This window comes from Cellvibrio sp. GW822-FHT04B05, assembly GCF_058800985.1.
The window spans coordinates 685,359-706,406 of record NZ_JBXAMU010000003.1; the positions used below are offsets into that span (position 1 = coordinate 685,359).

16 protein-coding genes are annotated in these 21,048 nt (G+C 47.9%); 7 read left to right on the forward strand and 9 right to left on the reverse strand.

Annotated features, from left to right (window positions below; genetic code table 11):
* Window positions 1-31: 31 nt before the first annotated feature.
* The gene (locus tag AC1RJL_RS12830; RefSeq protein ID WP_492914579.1) at window positions 32-3,502 is read left to right on the forward strand and encodes a hypothetical protein; all 3,471 of its coding nucleotides are present in this window, start codon (window positions 32-34) and stop codon (window positions 3,500-3,502) included.
* A 90-nt stretch (window positions 3,503-3,592) separates the two neighbouring features.
* Here the strand turns inward: AC1RJL_RS12830 and AC1RJL_RS12835 are convergent, their stop codons facing one another.
* From AC1RJL_RS12835 to AC1RJL_RS12860, 6 genes are all read right to left on the reverse strand, one after another.
* The gene (locus AC1RJL_RS12835; RefSeq protein ID WP_492914580.1) at window positions 3,593-4,903 is read right to left on the reverse strand and encodes a hypothetical protein; all 1,311 of its coding nucleotides are present in this window, start codon (window positions 4,901-4,903) and stop codon (window positions 3,593-3,595) included.
* Window positions 4,893-5,459 (reverse strand): outer membrane beta-barrel protein, encoded by a 567-nt coding sequence (locus AC1RJL_RS12840; RefSeq protein ID WP_492914582.1) that lies wholly within the window; start codon window positions 5,457-5,459, stop codon window positions 4,893-4,895. The genes AC1RJL_RS12835 and AC1RJL_RS12840 overlap by 11 nt, the downstream gene beginning before the upstream one ends.
* 398 nt (window positions 5,460-5,857) lie before the next feature.
* The gene (locus tag AC1RJL_RS12845) at window positions 5,858-6,547 is read right to left on the reverse strand and encodes a replication protein P (protein ID WP_492914584.1); all 690 of its coding nucleotides are present in this window, start codon (window positions 6,545-6,547) and stop codon (window positions 5,858-5,860) included.
* A complete protein-coding gene (locus tag AC1RJL_RS12850) occupies window positions 6,459-7,646 on the reverse strand; it encodes a DnaT-like ssDNA-binding domain-containing protein (protein ID WP_492914586.1) in 1,188 nt (395 codons plus the stop codon). Before AC1RJL_RS12850 ends, AC1RJL_RS12845 begins: the two co-directional genes overlap by 89 nt.
* 233 nt (window positions 7,647-7,879) lie before the next feature.
* Entirely contained in the window at window positions 7,880-9,244 is a 1,365-nt protein-coding gene (locus AC1RJL_RS12855) for a sensor histidine kinase (RefSeq protein WP_492914587.1), read from the reverse strand.
* Window positions 9,245-9,303: 59 nt separating this feature from the next.
* Window positions 9,304-10,836: a DUF3369 domain-containing protein gene (locus AC1RJL_RS12860; protein ID WP_492914589.1), complete on the reverse strand. Its 1,533-nt coding sequence runs from the start codon at window positions 10,834-10,836 to the stop codon at window positions 9,304-9,306.
* A gap of 243 nt (window positions 10,837-11,079) precedes the next feature.
* On the opposite strand from AC1RJL_RS12860, the gene AC1RJL_RS12865 reads away from it, so the two are divergent.
* The 6 genes from AC1RJL_RS12865 to AC1RJL_RS12890 all read left to right on the forward strand — a co-directional run bounded on the left by AC1RJL_RS12865 (window position 11,080) and on the right by AC1RJL_RS12890 (window position 17,565).
* Window positions 11,080-13,134: a TonB-dependent receptor plug domain-containing protein gene (locus AC1RJL_RS12865; protein WP_492914592.1), complete on the forward strand. Its 2,055-nt coding sequence runs from the start codon at window positions 11,080-11,082 to the stop codon at window positions 13,132-13,134.
* A 32-nt stretch (window positions 13,135-13,166) separates the two neighbouring features.
* Window positions 13,167-14,003: a MipA/OmpV family protein gene (locus tag AC1RJL_RS12870; RefSeq protein WP_492914594.1), complete on the forward strand. Its 837-nt coding sequence runs from the start codon at window positions 13,167-13,169 to the stop codon at window positions 14,001-14,003.
* A gap of 65 nt (window positions 14,004-14,068) precedes the next feature.
* Complete coding sequence (locus tag AC1RJL_RS12875) at window positions 14,069-14,458, forward strand: DUF3019 domain-containing protein (protein WP_492914596.1); 390 nt, start codon at window positions 14,069-14,071, stop codon at window positions 14,456-14,458.
* Window positions 14,459-14,468: 10 nt separating this feature from the next.
* Window positions 14,469-15,194 (forward strand): response regulator, encoded by a 726-nt coding sequence (locus tag AC1RJL_RS12880; RefSeq protein WP_492914598.1) that lies wholly within the window; start codon window positions 14,469-14,471, stop codon window positions 15,192-15,194.
* A complete protein-coding gene (locus AC1RJL_RS12885) occupies window positions 15,194-16,474 on the forward strand; it encodes an ATP-binding protein (protein ID WP_492914600.1) in 1,281 nt (426 codons plus the stop codon). Before AC1RJL_RS12880 ends, AC1RJL_RS12885 begins: the two co-directional genes overlap by 1 nt.
* Before the next feature lie 227 nt (window positions 16,475-16,701).
* Window positions 16,702-17,565 carry a PEP-CTERM sorting domain-containing protein gene (locus AC1RJL_RS12890; protein ID WP_492914602.1) on the forward strand — a complete coding sequence of 288 codons (864 nt, stop codon included), beginning with the start codon at window positions 16,702-16,704 and terminating at the stop codon, window positions 17,563-17,565.
* A gap of 85 nt (window positions 17,566-17,650) precedes the next feature.
* Here the strand turns inward: AC1RJL_RS12890 and traF are convergent, their stop codons facing one another.
* The 3 genes from traF to rsgA form a co-directional block, all read right to left on the reverse strand.
* Window positions 17,651-18,802, reverse strand: coding sequence for a conjugal transfer protein TraF (traF, locus tag AC1RJL_RS12895; RefSeq protein WP_492914604.1), 1,152 nt, complete (start codon window positions 18,800-18,802; stop codon window positions 17,651-17,653).
* Window positions 18,803-19,095: 293 nt separating this feature from the next.
* Window positions 19,096-19,902: a sulfurtransferase gene (locus tag AC1RJL_RS12900; protein WP_492914606.1), complete on the reverse strand. Its 807-nt coding sequence runs from the start codon at window positions 19,900-19,902 to the stop codon at window positions 19,096-19,098.
* A 56-nt stretch (window positions 19,903-19,958) separates the two neighbouring features.
* Complete coding sequence (gene rsgA / locus AC1RJL_RS12905; protein ID WP_492914608.1) at window positions 19,959-20,978, reverse strand: small ribosomal subunit biogenesis GTPase RsgA; 1,020 nt, start codon at window positions 20,976-20,978, stop codon at window positions 19,959-19,961.
* Window positions 20,979-21,048: the final 70 nt, after the last annotated feature.

Here is a 21,048-nt window from a genome sequence, read left to right on the forward strand (position 1 = left end):
CAGCATAGCTTTGAAAACTGAAGGGGTTTTTGTGTACAAGCTTATCTATAAAAGCCAATTTGTTGCGGGGTTTGATGAAGATCAGATCCTGGGTAACTTGGCGCAATTGCTCCAGTTAAAACCGAAAACTATCCGTTTGGTGTTTTTATCCGGACGCACCAGTGTTATCAAAATCCTTGAAACTGATACCGAAGCGGAGCAATGGTGTGCAGCGTTTTTGGACGCGGGCGTCTATCTGGATGTGGTCAATATTACTGCTCCCGACGTTGATAATATTGCGGACCAAATTGAATTGGAGTTGGAGCTGCACAGTCTGGAAGACGAATTGGATGAAGAGGAACCAGCGCGTCAGTTTTTGGTTAAAAAGGTAATTGTCAGTGAAGAAGCGACTGATATCGGTCCTTCCGCTGTAATATTACCTGTGCTTGAAAATGTTATCGTCAAACCAATAGCTGATCCTGAGATTAAATCACCTGAGCAAGAATTGCTTTCCAATAAAGCGCCAGTTGTACAAAAGCCGGCTGAGTCAGCGGTAAAGGATAAAAAAGAAACTGCATTAAAAGAGCAGGCAAAAGAAGAAAAAATAACAGAAAAATTGTCAAATAAAGCAGAAGCTCCGGTTGTTGCCGAGGTTTCTGTTGGGCAACCTATACTTTCAAATGATGATGGGGAAATTAATTCCGAAGTCGACATCAAAGTCGATTCTGTTGTTCAACCTGATGACGCTGATTCACCTGAACTGCAAACAGAGCCAAATGTTAAACCGGAGCCTGAGAGCGAATCAGTAGAAAGTAATAATGCCTCGTTAGAGCTGACAGAAAAAAATGACGAAAATGACATTCCGCCAGATGAAGAACATGTCGATGTTAATTGGCATAAGTCAACATTTTTATGGGGTATGTTGGTCATCGTTTTAGCGATAGCGCTTACTGCTTCTACTATTCTTTGGCTTAAACGTCCGTTGTGGACGGCGGCGAGTCTGCCACCTCACGCTGATAGGGTCGTTGCTGCGCTGGCTACTGAATCGCTATTTGCATTGGCATATGTTGATGTACTGCGCCTGCAACAATTGCCGGATGTATTGCAAAAAGACACTGGCCTGAAAAACCTGCCTGCACCCGATACGAATTTTTGGCGCAGTCTGGAACAATCCGGTGTCGATATTTCACAGCAATTAAAACAGGTCTGGATTGCGGGCTATCGCGCTAATGATCAAACCCGGTCGCTTTGGGTATTAAGTGGTAAATTTGATGCTGAACAAGTGCGCGCCTGGCTAAAAAAAAGTTATTCGATTGATGAAGATACGCCACAGCACATTGTATTTTCTGCAATAGATAAAAATACTTGCGAAAAACAATCGCCCATGATGGCTGTAGTTGAATCCGACCGGATTCTGGTCGGCCCGCCTGAACACGTTGCTGCATTTCGCGGGCGTATGGATGCTGCTGCTTCAGCGGGAATGGATTTGTCGGATTGGCAGCGCATCAGTGCTGGACAAATGCTCACATTGGCACTATTCAATCCTTCGCAATTTAATGAGTCCTCAGTTGCTACCGCATTTAATAAACTTGCAATAGATGCTGGTCCGGTAAAAGGTATTTATATCGGTCTGGCGCCACGGTTATTGCCTCCTGCATTAGAATTTTCCGCTGTGCTCGTCGGCGCTGAATCGCAATTTATTAATGCGATCAACAATACTATTTCACAAATGGTAACCAACGCAAAAACTACGATTGTAAAAGATTGGCCGGAAACATTACCGCTTTATGAGCGAATGAAATTAAACCAAACAGACCAACAATTGCGTGCAGCTGTTTTATTTGATGAGCAGGTGCAAAAACAGTTGCATATATGGGGGCAATCGCTATTTGCCCAAACATTTCCTATCAATACCAGTGCGCCTGCTGCTACGCAGGAGCGGGAGCGCATCGACGAAAAGCCACGCGCTTTTAATGATTTGGCATCAACCCAAATCCCGGAGTTCGCACAAAACAAACATTTAAATAATTCCTTTACCGCGCAAGCGGCAACTGGCCCGTTTGGGGTGGGAATTAGTAGCATCGAGGCAACGGTGCAGGGCATTGCTATCAACCTTGATGTAAACGCATTTAACTTGCCTAATCTCGGTAGGGAGGCCAATGCCATTCAATTGCGAATTACCGATATTGTTGATCATCAGGATCAATCGCTGATCGGCAATACTCCATGTGCTTCAAATGGCATACGTGAGGCTACCAATGTAAATGTTATTTATGAAGGTTCTTTTTTTGATCAGGGGCAAGCCCAAAGCTATCTCGGAATTCAGGGGACCAAAAAAATCCTGCTTCCGGAAAATATAAATCTTTCCAATGTGGGCGCAATTAAAGGTGAGATTGAATATCGCCTGCCAACAAACGTTGAGCGTTTGATAGTAAATGCGCCGCTGGCGGGGAAATTAATTAACAGTAATGGATTGCAACTGCGCTTTTTTTCTGCGGGAGCTAGCAGCCTGTATTTACAACAAGAAGGCAATGTTGATGCGCTGGTACAAGTAAATGCGCTTAATGCCGATTCTAAAGTCCTTGCCACAATTAATACCCAGCGCGGGGAGAATTTTTTAAGCTCGGGATCGACCAGCAAGATTGATGTGCAGGGCAATGTGGCTGCCGCAGAAATAATTGTTGCCAGTAAATTGGAAAAACACATTTATGCATTTAGTTTTGGCAGAATCCAGCCGCCGGAAAAAATATTTGCACTGGAAAAGCCCGTGCCTGAATTGCTAAGTGCTGAAAAATTAAAGCTTTTGAAGCAGGACCCGCCTCCATCGGATGTAAAATATCCCTACCAAACACCACAGCAAACCACAGTGGCAGGGCCTGCATTGATTGCCGTAAACCAACTGAATATCTTTGAGCAAAAGTTGCTGCTGGTTGCAGACATATATTTACGCAACCAGCATCCGTTGACCCGTCAGCTGAGTGCGGTGCGCTTGGTTATTACTGAAGTGGAAGATGCTGCGGGTAATCTGCATCCGGTTAATATTCAGGTACCAGTATCCCTTGAGCACCAAGGTGGCTCATGGGGCGAAGACGGGTATCGCCCTGATCCTGCCCAGCCCTGGTTGCGTGGGCAATTGGAGCTGCGCGAGCAAGACTTAGGCGTGAGCGATACGGTAGCTCTCTGGGGGAGATTGGTATTTTTAGCACCGGGCGAACCCATTGCTATTCCAATACCTTTCCAATTCGGAATGGAGTGGAACGGTTCCGGATCATCATTAAAATTGGCGCGTTGGGAAGCCGGCCGCTTGCTATTTGATATTCACGGCAGCTTTTCTGAATTAATGGCGATTACTGCATTGGATGATAATGGTGCGGTGATAAGCCAGGCGGCCGAATTACGCAGTAATCATGGCGTTAGCCAGGTTGAGTTACCAGTGAAACAACGCCCCGCATCGATTGAGTTCAGTATTGCGCGTGACCAGCAGACTGCGGAGTTTCCTTTTGAGATCCGCGCAGTGCAGTAAGTGTGTTGCACCTTTAATTCGCTAGCAGGAATGTGTAAAAAACAGCGGCAATAGCCGCTGTTTTTTTATCGATAGCTTGTGTTGATATCATTATCGATTGATGGTGATGCTGATTGTGTCTCTAAGTTCTGTTCCGTCGCTGCCAGTGGCAGTACCACCGCTGGATGTTTTGATGCGAGCGCTGATGGTGAGCGTTAAACTCTGCACAAGGCTAAGGTTTTCACCAACTGTTAATTTACCGGTAGCGGTATCGATGCTGATGTTGCTGGTGTCGTATTCTGATGAAGGATTATCAATCGCCCATGCAACATCGTTGGAGGTATAAATTTCAGAACCCACCGTTGAATCGGCATAGGTGACTTTAATGCGCGGTGTGATCGAATTGCCAATGGAAACCGACAAGCTCTCTGTCGCTGTTTCGGAGTTCGCACTCACGATCTCAATGGTTTTTATTTCCGGTTTCAGGATTTTTACAGTGAGTGTCTGGACTGTATCATCACAAGTTGCCGTCAAGGTCACATCGGTACCACTTTGACTACCGCTTACAGCAGTAATTAATCCGCTAGCGGCGTTGACGGTGAGTGCGCTGGCGTTGCTGCTGACCAGCGAAGCGTTCGGCGTAATAGCTGCAGTGGTGCCATCTTGGTATTCAGCAGTAACAGCAACTGTTGCGGTTTGTCCTTGGCGCATACTGAGATCTTTATTCGATGCCAGTGTAAGTTTGGTCAATGTTTTGGAAATGGAGAATGGCAATTCGTTTGATGGAACTGTCTTATCATCATTGTCTTTTCCTGTCGCAATAATTTTAATTTCGCCACTTTTCCTGGTGCTCAACTCAGGTTTGGTCGCATCGGCAAAACTTGCCAATCCCGCGCTTGTAGCATCTACAGTCCATGTCAGCGGATACTCATAATCCTTGCCATCGTTGAACGTTGCTTTTGCAATGAACCGGGTGTTTTTGCAGACATCAACAAAACCGGTTGCATGGCTAATGGTAATGCCAGTCAAATTGGCATCCGACAAGGTAATCAATTGTTCTTTTACTATGCCCGCATAGGCGGCGGTCAAGGTTAAGCTGCTGCCGGTTTTTCCTGCCGCAGTGAATAAACCATTTTTGACCGAGCCGAGGGTTTTATCACTGAGCGTCCAGGTGGCTTTGTTGTTCAGGTTGATTTCTTTGCCGTCCTTATCTTTACCAATCAAATTGAATTGATAAGAGCCTTTGATATGGACGTAGCCATCGTTAGCGGCGATAGCAGTTTCGATCACGCCATTTTTGCCCGCATCAACGGTTTGCGAGAGCCCTGCGCTATCGCCGTCACCACCGCCGCAACCAGTAAGGCCGAGTACACCAGCGCTCAACAGTAGTGCGAATGAATAATGAATTCCTTTAGAACGCATAAGTAACTCCCAGGCCGAGGCCATCGACACGTAAATTGTCGTCTTTGTAGTAGCGAATGTAATCGAGAGTCCAATAGAAAGGTTTGCCGGTGACTACCTGGTCTTTCAGTGTGATTCCGTAGCTAAAACCGGAGAATGTATCTTTATTTTGCGCGCTGAGATTGGGCACAACAGTTTCAATTTCGGTCGATGCATAGCCCAGCAAAATACTGACTTTTAAATCTTCCGGTCCGGTTTCGGGATTGCTGAGGGTTATATAGACGCCGGTTTGTTGGGAAACTTCCAATGTCACGTTGGCTGCTTTGTCATCATTGATCGGTCCGGCCACCATACCCTGGATGCCTATTCCATCGAGTAAGCCATCGGTAAATTCAGCACCGGCGGTAAGTTGGAATAATGACGGCGAAAAACTTTCGCCTCCGGTTTTGATTTTGGTATAGACCGCTTGCCCCGATACATTAAAGACCAGCGGAGCTTCTGCTTCTGTCTGTGCTTGCGCACCCAGGCTGGTGATGCCGCCTAACGCGCTGATAAGTAGTGCCAATCGTTTAAACATAAAAATTCCTTGCTACGTTGGTTTTTATCGTGATTGTTAACTGCTTTACCCATTATTCCAGATTGTTAGTGCATATAACGGTGCGTAATTCATGAATATAGATGCTGCCGCGGCCGGAATACTTACCCAATTCAGCCACCATGCCGTAAGTGACTCCTCAACATTGTTAAAGTTCTTAACTTCGTGTTATAGCGCAGCCCGCCTGATAGCACCAATGGCTGCGTCTCCCCGGCAAAGCGCGAGCTACCCCCAACGCGCTAAGGTTGCCAAAGGGAAAGCGGCCAGTAAAATCCCCGGGCAGCCACTGTAATATGTTTTTGTGCATAAAGCGGGTACAAAAAATAAACAGAAAAAATAAATGTGGTAGTGGAGCCGGAGTTTTAATACAAAGATTTAGTTTATAAATCGAGTCGCTTGCGTAAATCTTCCATGCGCTTGGCGTTTTCTTCCTTGCTGAGCGGTGTTTCGATTGTTTCGGGTAATGCCGGAACATTAGGTGCGGGCAGTACCGCGCCGTTCATCACTCGCTCGCACAATTTCAAATAGTGACGCTCGAAAATCGGGAATGCAGTCTTCTCAGGATTGGTGGTGAGAAAATACCAATCGCTCGCACAACCGGCGTGATACACCGCCGGATGGCTCCAGTTGTATGCTGCTTTGGGGCTGGGGGCGCGGCAGGCCTCCACATATGCCTGATGGGCATCGACCAAACCGAGTTTGCCGGGATCGCCCTGACAGGCGCGAATCATACGGTGCAGTGTGGGTAAATATTCTGACTCTTCAATAACAGTGCGCGCGCCACGCAGAATCGTTTCCGGCGCAAATTGCGCGAGCGAATTCAACCACAAGCGTTTGGCTTGATTGAGCAGCTCCGTATCTTTAAAACCCGCGTAATACTGGTTGTGATAATTGATACGGAAGAGCGCAAATACCTGGTTGATTGCATCGATATGGCCATCGCCCGGCGCAGGGTGCTCTTGCTCTGCGCGTTGCTGGTGATCAGCTTGCCCAACTGCGGTCGTTGAGCTGTTCTGCGAGGCTGCTATCTCTTGTGCGACTTGATGAATGAGGGAGTTGCTGTCCTGCATGCTGATTAACCTGCTGCGAATTGACGGTTGTTAATGCGTGTTGTTTGGCCCAGTGATATTTCACATGCTGCAAAAATTTGGTGTTCCAACTGGCGTAAACCTGGTTGCTGTCGCGCCAGAATAAAACGAATTCGGTTACTTGTTGTTGCGCAAATTTCAAATCGATATTTGCCAGTTTCAAAACGTCGTAGACATCTTTACTGGGGTTCCAGTTCTCCGGGATGCGTTTGGGCTCGGTGTCGTGTTCCAATGCCGAGCTGTAACGCATCCACTGGCGTTTTACATGTTGGATAAATTTGCTGTTCCAGGTGCGACCTACCTCGCCGCGCTCTTGCCAATACACTACAAATTCCGGAATTGAATCTTCCACAAACGCGAGGCTGATGCTGGCGTGCTTGACCAATACTTCAAGTGCATCTTTGCTTGGGCGCCACTGGCTGTGCATGGCGGTTTCCAAATCGCGCTTGAGGAATTCCGTATCCCGGTCGCGCACTTGTCGCTCCTGGTCTTCACGTTGTTGTCGCGCGATTTGGGTTTCGTAAGTGCGCCATTTATGCAGCACATCTTTTAAAAACTTTGCGCCCCATGAATGGTTGGTTTCACCGCGCTCGCGCCAGTAAGTCACAAACTCCGGCACTTGTTGGCGAACGAATTCGGCGGGGATGTTGTACTGGGCGATCTGCCGCAACAATTCCTGATCTGGCTGCCAATAGGGTGCAATCAAGGTGGCGCCGGTATTGATCGTCGGCAGCATTGGGGTTAACAGGGATAGCGGGTCGCTATCGGTTTTACCGGCTTCATCAAATGCAAGCGTCAGGCGATGGCTTTCCACATAGGGCGCGGAAGTCAGCAGGATAATGCCTTTGTCGCGGAGGTTGCGGCTAATGCGCTGCACATCATAATCAGTCCAGAACGGCATGGCGCGGGCAATTTGGCTCTCCTCCAAATCCAGCCACTCGCGGCCATTGGCGGGCGTGAGCGGCAAATAGGCCGCCATATCGCCCAAAATCGACAACATACACGCCTCTTCCAGCCCGATAGTGGCGGCGAGGGAAGGCGAAATCAGCAGCGGGCGTTCGGGAATCAGCGATGAACTCATGGCTCTCGGGTCACAATTGGCCATACATAGGCAAAGGTGGGAATTGTAGGCGGATAGGGTAGTAGATGCCAGCGTTGCCGTGTCCGTCAGTCATTCAGGGTATCGCCGAAATCCGGATAATATTCCGCGCGCAGGATTTCAATCTACTCAATCGGAATGATATTGAGACCTACCCAAATCCACCTGGATCCAATTTGCATATGCGGAGGCGCGTATTTCGTTAATAGAGTAGGTTAGGAGCATGTAGAAATGCAGATGTGGAAGCACGCCCCATTGCTCTGATCCATATCAAGCAGGATTTCCCCGCCGAGTTTTTGGGTCGCCAGGTTGTAGACGATTGAAAGTCCCAGGCCGGAGCCGCCGGTGCGGCGAGCAGTGGTGAAGAAGGGTTCGAAAATTTTGGGGCGTATATCGTCGGCGATGCCGCAGCCGTTGTCGCGGTAGTGGATGATAATTTTTTCTGGCGTTGCGATAAGTTGCAGGCGGATTTTTTTGTCAGTGGTTTGTTTAAAGGCGTGGTGAATGGAGTTGGTGATCAAGTTGGTAATGATTTGCGCTATGGCACCGGGATAGCTGTTGATGGTAATGGCAGCGCCGGGTTCGAGTGCGCAATCGATCTGGTTTTTTTTCAGCAGCGGCTGCAAACTTTTTAAGGTCAGGTCAATACAGGCGCGCAATTCAAATTGTTCCTCTTCATTGGCTGTGTGGATAGCACCGGATAATTTAAAATTTTGTACCAGTGTTGCGGCGCGGTTGAGGTTGCTATTTATCAAATCCAAACCGTCATCCAATTCAGTCAGGAATTGCGCAAATTCATTTTCATCGAGGCTGCCATCCTGATAGCGTTTTTTAATCCGACTCAATTCGCTGACGCAATGGCTTGAAGAGGTAACCGAGATGCCGAGCGGCGTGTTGATTTCATGTGCGAGTCCCGATACCAAACGACCGAGTGAGGCGAGTTTTTCGCTCTCGATTAATTTAGCCTGGGTGTGATTTAAATTGCGTAGTGCATCTTGCAGGATGTTGGTACGGTCATTAATTTTTTGTTCGAGTTGCTCGTTAACCTCTTTTAATTGCCGCTCGTAATCATTGCGTTGTGCTGCGCTGATGGCGCGGCCATAGGTATCGGCGAGTGCGCTGACAAAAGCAACCTCTTCGTTAGTCCATCGGCGCATATCCCCCTGGTGTTCACAGCAGATAATCCCCAGCATTTGGCCGCGATGGCGAATTGGTGCATCGAGCATGGAGGTTATGCCATAAGGGATTAAATAGCGGGTGCGGAATTCTGCGGTGCTTTCATCTTCATGGGCATTGTTGGCGACTACCGCCCGCTCGGTATCCAGGCTGGCAAAATAATTCGGGAAATCCGCGCGTGCTAACTGTAAGTCGCTATCGACAATACAATTGTCGCCATCAATCAACATTTTTCCTCGAATAGCCGTTTTATCCTCGGTGAGTAACCAAATACCTGCGCGATTAATATTTAAACCGTGGATGGCAGCGGTCAGGATTAGCAGCCCCGCTGTTTGTAAGTCGCCCTCGTCGATCATGGCGGATTTGGAAACGTCGAGCAAAATATCGTAAAGCGTTCTGGGCATAATAGATGGCTTTATTCATGGATCGTTTATTAAGTGAGAATTAAATACATTATTTAGTGCTACATATGATCGGGCAGGTTGCTGCGTATTTCCCTGAAACTTTCAAACAGTGCAAGTGCAGCATCCACCATCGCGGGATCAAATTGTTTGCCGCTGCGCTCGCGGATGTATTGGATAATATCGTTCTCCTGCCAGGGCTTTTTATAAGCGCGCTCGGAGCCCAATGCATCAATTACATCAATGATGGCGACTATGCGGCCCTCCAGTGGGATATCTTCACCTTTTAAGGCATTGGGGTAGCCATTGCCATCCCAATGTTCATGATGGCTCAGTGCAATGCGTGCGCCCATTTTGGCGATGGTGCGGGTGGAGTCTTTTAATAAATCGTAACCAATTTGTGCATGGGTTTTCATTATCTCCCATTCATCGGCATCCAATTTTCCCGGTTTGTGCAAAATGGTTTCAGGAATGCCAATTTTGCCAATGTCATGCAGTGGCGATGCGTGTCGGAGTATCTCGGCGTATTCGCTACTTTGCCCGAGCTTGAGCGCCATCAATTCACACATCAAGGCAACGCGACGCACGTGGGAGCCGGTCTCTTTGGAACGTTGCTCAATTGCATCGCCCAATACCAGCAGTAATTCAATTTGTGTTTCTTGTATATGTTCGCGGCTGTGCAGGTTTTGAAAAATCAACGTGATGTTTGCCGCAAATAATTTCAGGATTTCATCTTGTAGTGAATTGTGCTCTTCGTGAAAGCGGGTGTAGAGCACGCTCCGGGTATTTTCGCTGGTGTGGTAATAGCCGATAAATACATCATCAGTCACGGTGGATTGTTTATTTTTCAGCGTATCGATAATTGCACTTTTCACTTCAGCCGGCAGTATGTCGGTATCCCACTCGGTATTGAGTTTGACTTCATCGCCGGTAGCCGCAAGCAGGATTAATTCGGTATCGCCAAATAAATCTACATGTTGGCTGACCAGATACATCTCCGCCGTTTTGATATTGAGCAATTGCACCGTATGGTTGAGGATAGCGTTGCCAAATTGATGCAGGGTTTGGCTGCGCAGAACCGAGTCAGATGCAGCGATCACTTTTTGCATCCCACGCTTGCTGGTTTCAATGGTGATGATGTCGCGGTAGGAGCGGATGGAAGAGTAGACGCAGGTTTTTAATTTAGTGTCGGTTAATTCGGTTTTACTTTTGTAGTCATTGATATCGTAAGTGCGGATAATGGTTTCTTCCGGCGCGGTGCCTGGCTGTCCGGTGCGCAATACAATGCGGGTTGCGTGGTTTTCCAATTGGTTGCGGATGTGGTGGATTAAATTCAAACCGGCATCGTCGCTCTCCATAATCACATCAACAAACGCCAGGGCGATATCAGGATGATCCTGAAATAAACGCAGCCCTTCTTCTGCGCTGTAGGCATTGAGAAAGGTGATTGGCTGGTCATCCACCTGAGTGTTTTTCAAAACCAACTGTGTAACCGCATGCACCTGTTCTTCGTCATCGATAATCGCGACTTTCCAGGGCTTGATGCGCGCCGGTTTAATAGATGTTAATGGAGTGGCAGGTTTGAGGAATTTCATCGTGGTCCATACCTATTTTGTAAAGAGTATAGGCGCTTTAGGAAACCCGGCAGCGACTTCTTTAGACCTTTTTGCTAACTCGCTTGCAAGATCGGAATGGTTTGGCAATAAATCGAAAAATCATCCTGTTACAGATTGATACAGACGTATTCGCACTGTTACACCCATGCTGGCAAGCTATTGCTAGGCTGTGCACTTTATTTACCTGTCACTCACAGGCGCCCGGCCTAAAAGGAAACTGCCATGCGTATCCCACTGCTTACTTCCCCCGGTTTATTCGTCCCCGGATTATTCCTCGCACTGCTCTCGTTATCTGCTATCGCCAATGACGCCACGCCAGCCAAACCGGTCGTGGAAGAGGTCATGGTGTTGGGGCGTAAGAGCGACTACTCGGTGATTACCGAAAACGCGCAAAAAATTATTGATGTTCCCGGCTCATTGGGCGATCCGCTAATGGCGGTATTCAGCTTGCCGGGGGTGATTGGCGAAGGCGATAGCGGCGGTGCACCGGCGGTGCGCGGTTCATCGCCCAGCGATAATCGCTATCTTGTTGATGGTGCGCCTGCCGCTTACGTATTCCATGCGTTTTCCACGTCGATCTTTAATGAAAATATTATCCAGGATTTTGAATTATTTTCTGCCGGATTTGGGCCGCGCTACAGTAATGCTATCGGCGGTATTTTTGATATCAAATTGCGCGATCCCAAAGCGCAGGATTTAACAACCAGGGTGGATATTTCCATCCTGCGGGCGGGAGTATTTGTCGAGGGTGCGGTCAGTGAAAACTCCGCCTTTTATTTGTCGGGGCGCGGCAGTTTACTGCAATACTTTTTTGATACCGACGAAGCCGAACAAGAAGACGGTATTAAAGTGCAGGATGCCCCCGAAGATACTGACTACCAATTTAAATACCAGTATCGCATTGGCGACAACCACAAACTTACCCTGAGCGCCAATGGCGCGACTGACCTGGCGGCGGCGGAGTTTACCGAACTCTCAACCGAAGTGATGGAGGAACCTGATTTTGCCGGTGATGCCAAAATTAAAAATGTGTTTAATAGCCAAAGCCTGCGCTGGCAATTTGTGGCGGGCGCCGGCAGCGAGTTGGATCTGCAAATCGGCCATTATCAAAAAAATGATGATACCTTCTGGGGGAGCGATAAATATTTCTTTGATATGACCGCAGAAGATATTTACGCCGTAATGAATTACTCAACCCTATTGGGCGATTCCCATTTCATTTCAATGGGAGGGGAAGGCCATAGAACGCAATACAGTTACGACGCCCGCTTTATTAATTATGTGTGTACCGAGTTTGATCCGGACTGCGAATTGCGTCGCGGTGAATTGGTAGCGGCAAATGATCACGTCACCATTCGCGAGTATTCAACCTATTTAAATGATCACTGGGCAATTACCGATGCACTGGCGCTGGATATAGGAGCACAAGTCCATTACAACGATTTTACCGGCGAAACATTCACCCATCCGCGTATGGCAATTGCGTGGGAATTTATCGATAACTGGTTACTCAATACATCGGCCGGCTCTTACAATCGTTTACCGGACATCGATAAAACCTTTCCGCAAATTGGCAATACTGAATTGAAATCACCGACATCCAATCATTACACCCTGGGCATCAAACAAGAGCTGGCAAATGAATGGAGCTGGTCGGTTACTGCCTATTATAAAACCATGGGCGATTTACCGCTCGCTGGCAGCAGCAATGATGATAGCCAACCGCTGTATACCAACAATGTGGAAGGCGAGGCTTATGGTGTGGATTTATTGATTAACAAAGGTTTAACTGACCGTTGGTACAGCTGGTTGGCGATCAGTGCATCGCGCAGCACGCGCACCAATCAGTTCACTGAGATTAAACAGGATTATTACCTGGATACACCGTTGGTGGTGAATTGGGTAGTGAATTATCAATTGAGCGAGAAGTGGGATGTAGGCACTCGTTTAACCTTGCAATCAGGTCGCGCGATTACGCCTATTATTGGCGTCCAACCCAATCCTTATTTTGAAAACCGTATTTTGCCGGTGTACGGCGAACCCTATTCGGAAAACCTGCCCATGTATGCGCGCCTCGATTTGCGCTTCAAACGGGAAATGACACTTTGGGGTTACCCCGGCACTTACAATATTGATATTCTCAACGCCCTTAATCGACGCAACGTTACCGACCGCAAACTCGATTACAAACGCACCCGATCGCTTCAGGATTTTAAATTGGAAGATGAGGTTGGTTTGGGTGTTATTCCTGCGGTGGGTATGTCGCTTATTTTTTAAATAACAATTTTTACGTTACAGGTTTTTTGGTTATGCCCTATTTTTTGCGTTCATTAGTGGTTGCCTGCCTCTGCTTCCCTTTGGTGTGTGTCGCCGGCGATCTGTCTATTGATGTGCGCAAAGGTGCGTCTGGCCCCGACTCGGGCAATGGCGGTTATCTGGAGATTGGTGGTGGTCTTATGACCTATACCAGTCCGATCTATGGTGAACCGGAAGGCAATGAGAAAGGTGAAATTCACACAGAAGTATTTGTGGATGTCAGTGCGCGTTATCAATATAACGGCTGGTTTTTTGAAGCCTTCTCCCAAAGCCTGCAGGAATTTACGCTGGGATATAATTTCTATAACGGTGATAGCTGGGCTGTGGATGTGGTGGGATTATCCGATCACGATGAAATGGATGAAGATATCAGTAAGGATTATCGTGGCTTGAACCGCCGCCGGTTTGATTTTTTAGTAGGGCCGCGCGGCACTGCTTATCTGGATAATTACATCGTACAAGTGCATGCATTGAAAGATATTTTGAGCACCCACGAAGGCGAATTGTATTCGGTGAAATTGGCGCGCCACTGGCAACATCGCAATTGGAATTACCACGCGATTCTGGGCGCGACTTATCGCACGCAAGACGTAACGGATTATTACTATTCAATTGAAGCGGAGGAGGTATCGGATAAATTTTCAGAGTTTAATGCGCCGGGTGGCATGTCATATGTTTTCGAAATCGGTGCAACTTATCCGATCAGTGAAAGCTGGGTGTTTCGCGGCTTTATTCGGCGCATCCAATTGGAATCCGATGTCGCTCGCAGTCCATTAATATTGGATGATCACAGCGAGATGATCGCCACCGCCATCAGCTATGTGTTTTAGTGATGGAGATGCAAATGGATTATTGTGCAGTTCGCCCACAGCAACGACTAAGGCGATTATGGTTTATGGCCTTGTTGTTGGTAGCAAGTGGTGTAAGTGCGGAGGATGCAAGCTCAGGCGAAGCGAAAGCACCTGCTGCCAATTTATTGCAATCCAAACCTAATCGTTGTGTCGCGCTCCATCAAGGACAGGTGTGTTACCAGAATGTGCAGTTGTTATGGCGTGCAGAAAGATCGGATGATTATTGTATCTACCAACAATTGGCAGATGCTCCGCTGCACTGTTGGCAAGGCGCAGTGGAGGGCGAATATTTTTATGCATTTGCAAGCGAGATTCCCGTGCAATTGCAATTGATCAATAGCCGCACCAAAGTGCGTGTTGCGGAAACGACAATCGAAGTGGCCTGGGTATATAAATCCAGCAGCCGTCGTAAAACCCATTGGCGAATTTTTTAATGGTATGGTGATGAATCCGGAAACACAGCAATACAACAATCGCCCCGTCAGCATTTTATTGGTGGAAGATGACGTGTCCCTGGCTGAGTGGATACTGCAATATTTGCGCGGCCACAATTACCAATTGAACCATATTGATCGCGGTGACCAGGTACTCACAAGTGTTAAACAACAACCACCGGAATTAATAATCCTGGATGTCATGTTGCCCTACAAAAATGGTTTTGATTTGTGTCGCGAATTGCGCACCTTTTATTCCGGCCCTATTTTAATGCTCACTGCCTGTGGTGAAGAAGCGGATGAAATCCTCGGCTTGGAATTAGGTGCAAATGATTATCTAAATAAACCTGTGCGCCCGCGCGTGTTACTTGCACGTATTAAAGCATTGTTGCGGCGCGAACCTGTCGAGCCAAATCCGCAAGAGGGCCAATTGCGCTTTGGTCAATTAAAAATCCTGCGCGATGCCAAAACCGTTTTTTATCGCGATGAAGTCGTGCCCATTACTGCCAATGAATTTGATGTGCTCTGGTTGTTGGCAAGTAACGCCGGGCAAGTGATTCGCCGGGAAGAATTGGTCAACCAATTGCGCGGCATAGAATATGACGGCTTTGATCGTTCGATTGATATCCGCATTTCGCGCTTGCGCAAAAAATTACTCGACAATACCGAGCAGCCGTACCGTATCAAAACTGTGTGGTCCAAAGGCTATTTGTTTTCACCTGAAGCTTGGGAATAATGGTGCAGCGTCTAACCCTTTCGTTATTGCTTGTTGTTATTACTGCTGTAGTCGGGTTCGGCTGGGGAATTGATCGCTGGTATAGCGCGCAATTTGTTGATATGGAAGACCCGGCGGTCAGCGCATACAAAATGCTCGGGCGCGAAGTAGCGGAACTGATTGATATCGGTGCGCCATATCATTACTGGTTGACAGAATCGCAATTGCAACCGCAGCTCACAGCCTATGTCGATTTTCCATTACCTGATGATGTGAAAAATAATTTTGAAACCGGCGCGCCGTTGCTGCTTGAATCAGGTGATCAGCTTACGCTGCATTTTTATCTTGCACGGCAGCAACAGGTTTTGTCACTCACCTTACCGGACGAATTGCGGCAAGACACCGACAGTGCATTACGCTGGCTGTTAACTCTGCTGTTTTACGGCGGTGTGATTGTGATGGTGTTGATCTGGTTGTATCCATTATTGCGTCGCCTCGCACTGTTGCGCAAAACCGCGCAAGCATTTGGCGCGGGCGATTTGCAGGTGCGTATCGCGGCCGATAGACGCTCTTACATCCATACCATCGAACAAGATTTTAATCGCATGGCGCAGCGCATTGAGCAATTGATTGCCGACAATAAATTATTGTCGCGCGGCTTATCACATGATTTGCGTACGCCGTTGGCACGGTTGCGTTTTGGGTTGGATGTGTTGGAAGAGGCAAATTTAACCGCGGAGCAACAACAAAACCTGGCGCATTTGAATCGCGATTTGATTGCGATGGAATCGCTGGTAGAAGCGCTACTGAATTACGCGCGGCTGGAGCAGGCCGTCATTGTGTTCTCGCCACAGTCGATTCAGCTCGCGGCTTTTGTACACCGGCTGCGCGATGATTTTTATCGCGGCCAGGTGGAGTTGTTTGTTGCCACCTCAGGGCAAAATCAAATCGTACAGGCCGACCCGGAATACCTTTCAATGTTGCTGCACAATTTACTGCAGAACGCGTTGCGTTACGGTGGTGGTGCAGTGCAAATCGGTATGCAATTGGTGGATGGGCATTTGCATCTGCAAATAGAAGATGATGGCCCCGGTATTCCACCGGCTGAGCGCGCCCGTGTGTTGCAACCATTTTATCGCGGCGAGGGCGGCAACCAGGCAACCAGTTATTCCCGCGGTCATGGTTTGGGCTTGGCCATCGTTGAGCGTATTGCCCAGTGGCACCATCTTGGTCTGCGGTTGGATGAGTCGGAACGCTTGGGTGGTTTGCGAGTAAGCCTTATATGGCCAGCTGTCGACTGAGAAAATCGGCAATAAGTAAGAGTGTCGACCTCTTTTACATTTTTTTGATTTAGGTGCCACATAGTGTGATGTAAGTCGCTGTTTTCTATCGATCTTCCCAAAATGGTGCAAAAATTGCTGAATTAGACGTCGCCGTAATGGCCACTACTTATTAAAATTAATTCTCTTACACAAAAATACTATAAATACGGCATGAGACCTGACAATCAACTAAAAAAGGTATTCATGTGATTAAACAATTCCTCAAATCAGTGACATTGGCATGCGCTCTTGCATCCAGCGCTGTGTTTGCATTGCCCGTGGACTTGGGTAATGCAAGCAACTACACCTTGCTCGCGACTGGCACGTCGGTCTGGTACGGCCAGCCTATGTACGGCAATCTTGAATTGGGTTCTGCTGCAGAAATTTATGGCAATGTGGGTGTACGCAATAACCTCAACATGGCTCACGATGCAGTTATCCATGGTGATGCGGATTTCGGTTCGCTGACCCAAAATCCTGGTGCTGATATTGATGGCGCTGCCACAGTGCAAGCCTCTGCATTTTGGGATGCACTCTACGCTGATGTAAAAAGCGCATCGCAAGCGGCGAAAGCGTTGGGTGGAGTTAGTGCCGGCTATATCAACAGCACCCAAACCTTTAATCGCCAAGGCGATGTATCGGTGTTTAACATCACCGGTTTAAATTTAAGCGCGGGCAATAGCCTTACCTTGAAAGGTTCACTGGACGATGTATTTATCATCAACGTGGACTACTACGGTTTTGTATTGGGCGGTGGTGCAGCGATTATTCTCGATGGTATTTCTGCGGATAATGTACTGTTTAATATGCATGGTGTTTTGAATGCAGGTCATGTGAATGTTGCGGCCGGTACCATGCAAGGTACTTACATTGCTCCCGATGCTTACATGCAGCTGGGTGATGGTTTGAATCTGAATGGCGTTCGCTTTTTGAGTGCAGGTATTTCCGGTAATTTGCAAACCGTTTATGGAATAACCCCTCCGAAAGTCAATGTACCTGAGCCATCGGCATTATTTTTGATCGGCCTTGGTTTGATTGGTTTAGGATTTGCGCGTTGTCGAGTAAATTAATTTTTAGTCGATAAAAAAAGCTCCGGCTATTCACAGTAGCCGGAGCTTTTTTTATTGAGTATCCAATCTGTACTGATGTGAAATTTTAAAATCTAATGCCGCCACTCAATGCAAAACCCTCGGTGTCATTTGAGCCACTGATGTACGCGAGGTTGAAAGCACCAACGCCTATACCCAGGGAGTAGGTATCTTCCTGAGTATTTTTCTGGTCGCGTGCAAGACCGGCGCGCAGCCGCACCCAATCCCATGCGTTATATTCAATCCCAGCACGCAACATCTGCGTATCGCCCGGTAGACCGATTGCCGGCACCGCATTTAAATCCAGTGCGAACTCCGCTTTCAAGTTACCTTTTGCGTAACCAACAGAACTGGTGAACTGGCGCTCAATTGAAATAGTTTCATCAGGATCAATGGTTTTGTAATGTTTGTTTTGCAAATTATTCGCCACAAAACCGTAACGTAGATCACCTGTGATGTAAGTTAAACCAAGATCGTAATTACTGGCTTTTTCTTTAACGGTGTAATCGTCGGAATCGAAATCATCTTCATCAAAATCGGCAACGTTTTCGGTGTAGACAATACTTTCCACTTCAACTTTTTTGGGTTTGAAACCTACTAAAAGATGACTGCCATTTTCCAGCTTGAAGGCTTTGGAAAATGAAATTCCCATATCGGTTGCCACTGCACCCTTAGCAGTGATGGTTGATTCCAAATCGGCCTCCAAATCAGATGGATTAAGATTTTGCGCCAGATAGCGGTCGATCAGTGCCAGATCAGAATCGGCAACATCCGGATTCACTGCAATATTGCCGCGCGCACTTACAACAAATGCTATCGATACCAATTCGTTCGGGATGGACAGCACCAGGTTCGCGCCCACTGCAGCACGTGCACTATCGCCATCAATATCGTTCAAACGTTTTTTCAGTTCGGTTGCCTGGGCATTGGTTAAAAATTGCGAGTTTTCAATTTCATCAAACAGATCAACCAGATCATCCGCCTGATCAACCAAATCATTTTTATCAGCTATTAGCGCACCCGCGCCGATCAACAGAGCAAAATCATCTTTGTCCGGATTATAGGCTGCCCCAAGACTTGGATTCAGCAATACGCCTTCAGAGTAATTACCGGTTGAGTAAGCCGCGCCGGACACTCCAGACAAGCTACCGTGATATTCGCTTGCAAATGAAGGCAGGGAAGCACTGACCAGTGCAACACTCAATAGCGTTTTTTTCATTTAAAAATTCCTTAAAGAAAGTATAAATTCTAATCAATTCCGCGAATCCCAAGTATTCAAAGCGACATAGTCGCAGGTTCTGCACATCAGCTTGTAACATCAGCGCAGGTTTGCGCGGATATTGCGCCACCGTGACATGCATCACGATATGAAAAAAAGCATAGCAGAGAAGTGACGACCGACAAGTTCAGTCAAGATGATGTGGTTAGGTAGAATTACGCAGTGGTTATTTTGCGCCATAAAAAGCCCGCTGAGCGGGCTTTTTCGAGTGCGGTTTTTGCGCCAGCAGCCGGTTACTGTGAGACTGGCGTAGTAGGATGATTACCCCATTCCGCCCATGAGCCGTGGTAGCCGCGAATATTTAATCCAACTGCTTTACCCACTAAATAAGTAAAGCCGGAGCGGTGATGGCTTTGGCAATGGGTTACGATTCTTTTGTCGGCCGTTAATCCGAGCGATGCCAAATATTCGCGTGCATCAGTGCGGATGCGCAATGCATTATTGCGATCCATTAAATTCGTCCACTCGCAATTAATTGCCCCGGGAATGTGGCCATTTTTTTGTGCGGTCATGCGCTCACCGCTGAATTCCGCCGGGCTGCGCGCATCCCACACCACAAAATCCGCGCGATCCAATTCGCCGAGGATATCGGTAATTTCAATCGCAACAATTGGATCAATTTTTAAATCAACTTTTGTTGGTGTCAGCACCGGTACTTCTTTGGTAACTGATTGGCCGGATGCAAGCCACGCATGCAGACCGCCGTTCAAATAGGAGTAATGTTTGTGGCCGATGGCATCCAGGGTCCAGATCATCCGGCCGGCCCAGCCGCCACCTTCATCGTCATACACCACAACGTGGGTGTCAGGTGTTAAACCTAAAAAAGAAAATACGCGATTCAATTGTTCAATCGGTGCAATCTTGCCCGGAGCGGGCGGTTGTCCGCTGAGGATTTTATGCGGCGGTACATGAATCGCGCCGTCGATGTGGCCTTGCAAATAGGTTTGCTCGGCGCACATATCGATAATTAATAATTTACTGGTCGGTTGCGCTAAAAGTGCTGCAAGTTGCGTTGGCTCAATCACGAAAGGAAGTGCCATGGAGTTGCTCCTTTATAAGTATGAAAAACAAAACGGTTGCCGATTCCGGGTGTAAATCAATTTTCGTTGAGCGTTCGCAAAATATAACGGTAGGAATCCATACGTGTTGCACTGATTGTGCCATCGTCCAGCGCTTTTAAAATCGCGCAGCCCGGTTCGTGGCGATGGGAGCAATCACGGAATTTACAGTGGCCGATAAAAGGTTTGAATTCGATAAAGCCTTCCAGCACTTCATCTTCCTCCATATGCCACAAACCAAATTCGCGGATACCGGGCGAATCGATTAAATGGCCGCCGCCGGGAAAATGCAACAGCGTAGCGCTGGTGGTGGTATGCGTGCCCTGTTGTCGTTCCGACAAATCGCCTACGCGCAAGTTCGATTCCGGTAATAGTGCATTTACCAGCGATGATTTACCCACGCCCGATTGCCCCACAAACACGCTGGTGTAATGCGCAAGATATTCGCGCAATTCATCCAGGCCGGTGTCGGTTTTGGTGGACACCATTAATACCGTATAGCCTAACTTGCGATAAGTCGTTTCCAGATAGGTTACTTTTTCGCGGGTGCTGTCATCAATACGGTCGGTTTTGTTAATCACCAACACCGGCTCGATATCGATGGCATTGGCGGCGACCAGATAGCGGTCAATCAAATTTGCATGTGGTTCGGGGTAAGGCGCGACCACAATCATAATGCGATCGATATTGGCGGCAACGGTTTTCATATCGCCATGGGGATCGGGGCGCTGCAGGGCGGAATCGCGCGGCATTACTGCTACCACTACACCCATCGGGTTACCGGTGCGCCATACCACTCTATCGCCCGTTACCAACGAGCCGAGGTTGCTGCGGAAATGGCAGCGCTGGTGTTGCCCGGTTTGCTCGCCCTCGGTCACTTCCACCACCACTTGCGTACCGTAGTGGGTGATGATCAACCCCAGCTGCTCAGGCCCCAAATCGCTTTCATTAAGCTGTTCATCGGTGACTTTATCGCGTTTCGCCACGCGGGCAGTGCGTTCGTCTTGAATTTTGTCGATGCGCCATTGCTGGCGGCGAGTCAATTTGCGTTTGGTCATGCGCTGGTGATCTTGCCCTGTGAGATAGGTGATGTTTGGCTAGACTGGGTAATTACTTTAAGCTGCGCGG

Coding starts and splice junctions, on each gene's coding strand:
- AC1RJL_RS12850 (WP_492914586.1), bottom strand. CDS start 7,646: ATGAGTTCATCGCTGATTCCCGAACGCCCGCTGCTGATTTCGCCTTCC.
- AC1RJL_RS12870 (WP_492914594.1), top strand. CDS start 13,167: ATGCCCTATTTTTTGCGTTCATTAGTGGTTGCCTGCCTCTGCTTCCCT.
- AC1RJL_RS12860 (WP_492914589.1), bottom strand. CDS start 10,836: ATGAAATTCCTCAAACCTGCCACTCCATTAACATCTATTAAACCGGCG.
- AC1RJL_RS12865 (WP_492914592.1), top strand. CDS start 11,080: ATGCGTATCCCACTGCTTACTTCCCCCGGTTTATTCGTCCCCGGATTA.
- AC1RJL_RS12880 (WP_492914598.1), top strand. CDS start 14,469: ATGAATCCGGAAACACAGCAATACAACAATCGCCCCGTCAGCATTTTA.
- traF (WP_492914604.1), bottom strand. CDS start 18,802: ATGAAAAAAACGCTATTGAGTGTTGCACTGGTCAGTGCTTCCCTGCCT.
- AC1RJL_RS12835 (WP_492914580.1), bottom strand. CDS start 4,903: ATGCGTTCTAAAGGAATTCATTATTCATTCGCACTACTGTTGAGCGCT.
- AC1RJL_RS12845 (WP_492914584.1), bottom strand. CDS start 6,547: ATGCAGGACAGCAACTCCCTCATTCATCAAGTCGCACAAGAGATAGCA.
- AC1RJL_RS12900 (WP_492914606.1), bottom strand. CDS start 19,902: ATGGCACTTCCTTTCGTGATTGAGCCAACGCAACTTGCAGCACTTTTA.
- AC1RJL_RS12855 (WP_492914587.1), bottom strand. CDS start 9,244: ATGCCCAGAACGCTTTACGATATTTTGCTCGACGTTTCCAAATCCGCC.
- AC1RJL_RS12885 (WP_492914600.1), top strand. CDS start 15,194: ATGGTGCAGCGTCTAACCCTTTCGTTATTGCTTGTTGTTATTACTGCT.
- AC1RJL_RS12840 (WP_492914582.1), bottom strand. CDS start 5,459: ATGTTTAAACGATTGGCACTACTTATCAGCGCGTTAGGCGGCATCACC.
- rsgA (WP_492914608.1), bottom strand. CDS start 20,978: ATGACCAAACGCAAATTGACTCGCCGCCAGCAATGGCGCATCGACAAA.
- AC1RJL_RS12875 (WP_492914596.1), top strand. CDS start 14,069: ATGGCCTTGTTGTTGGTAGCAAGTGGTGTAAGTGCGGAGGATGCAAGC.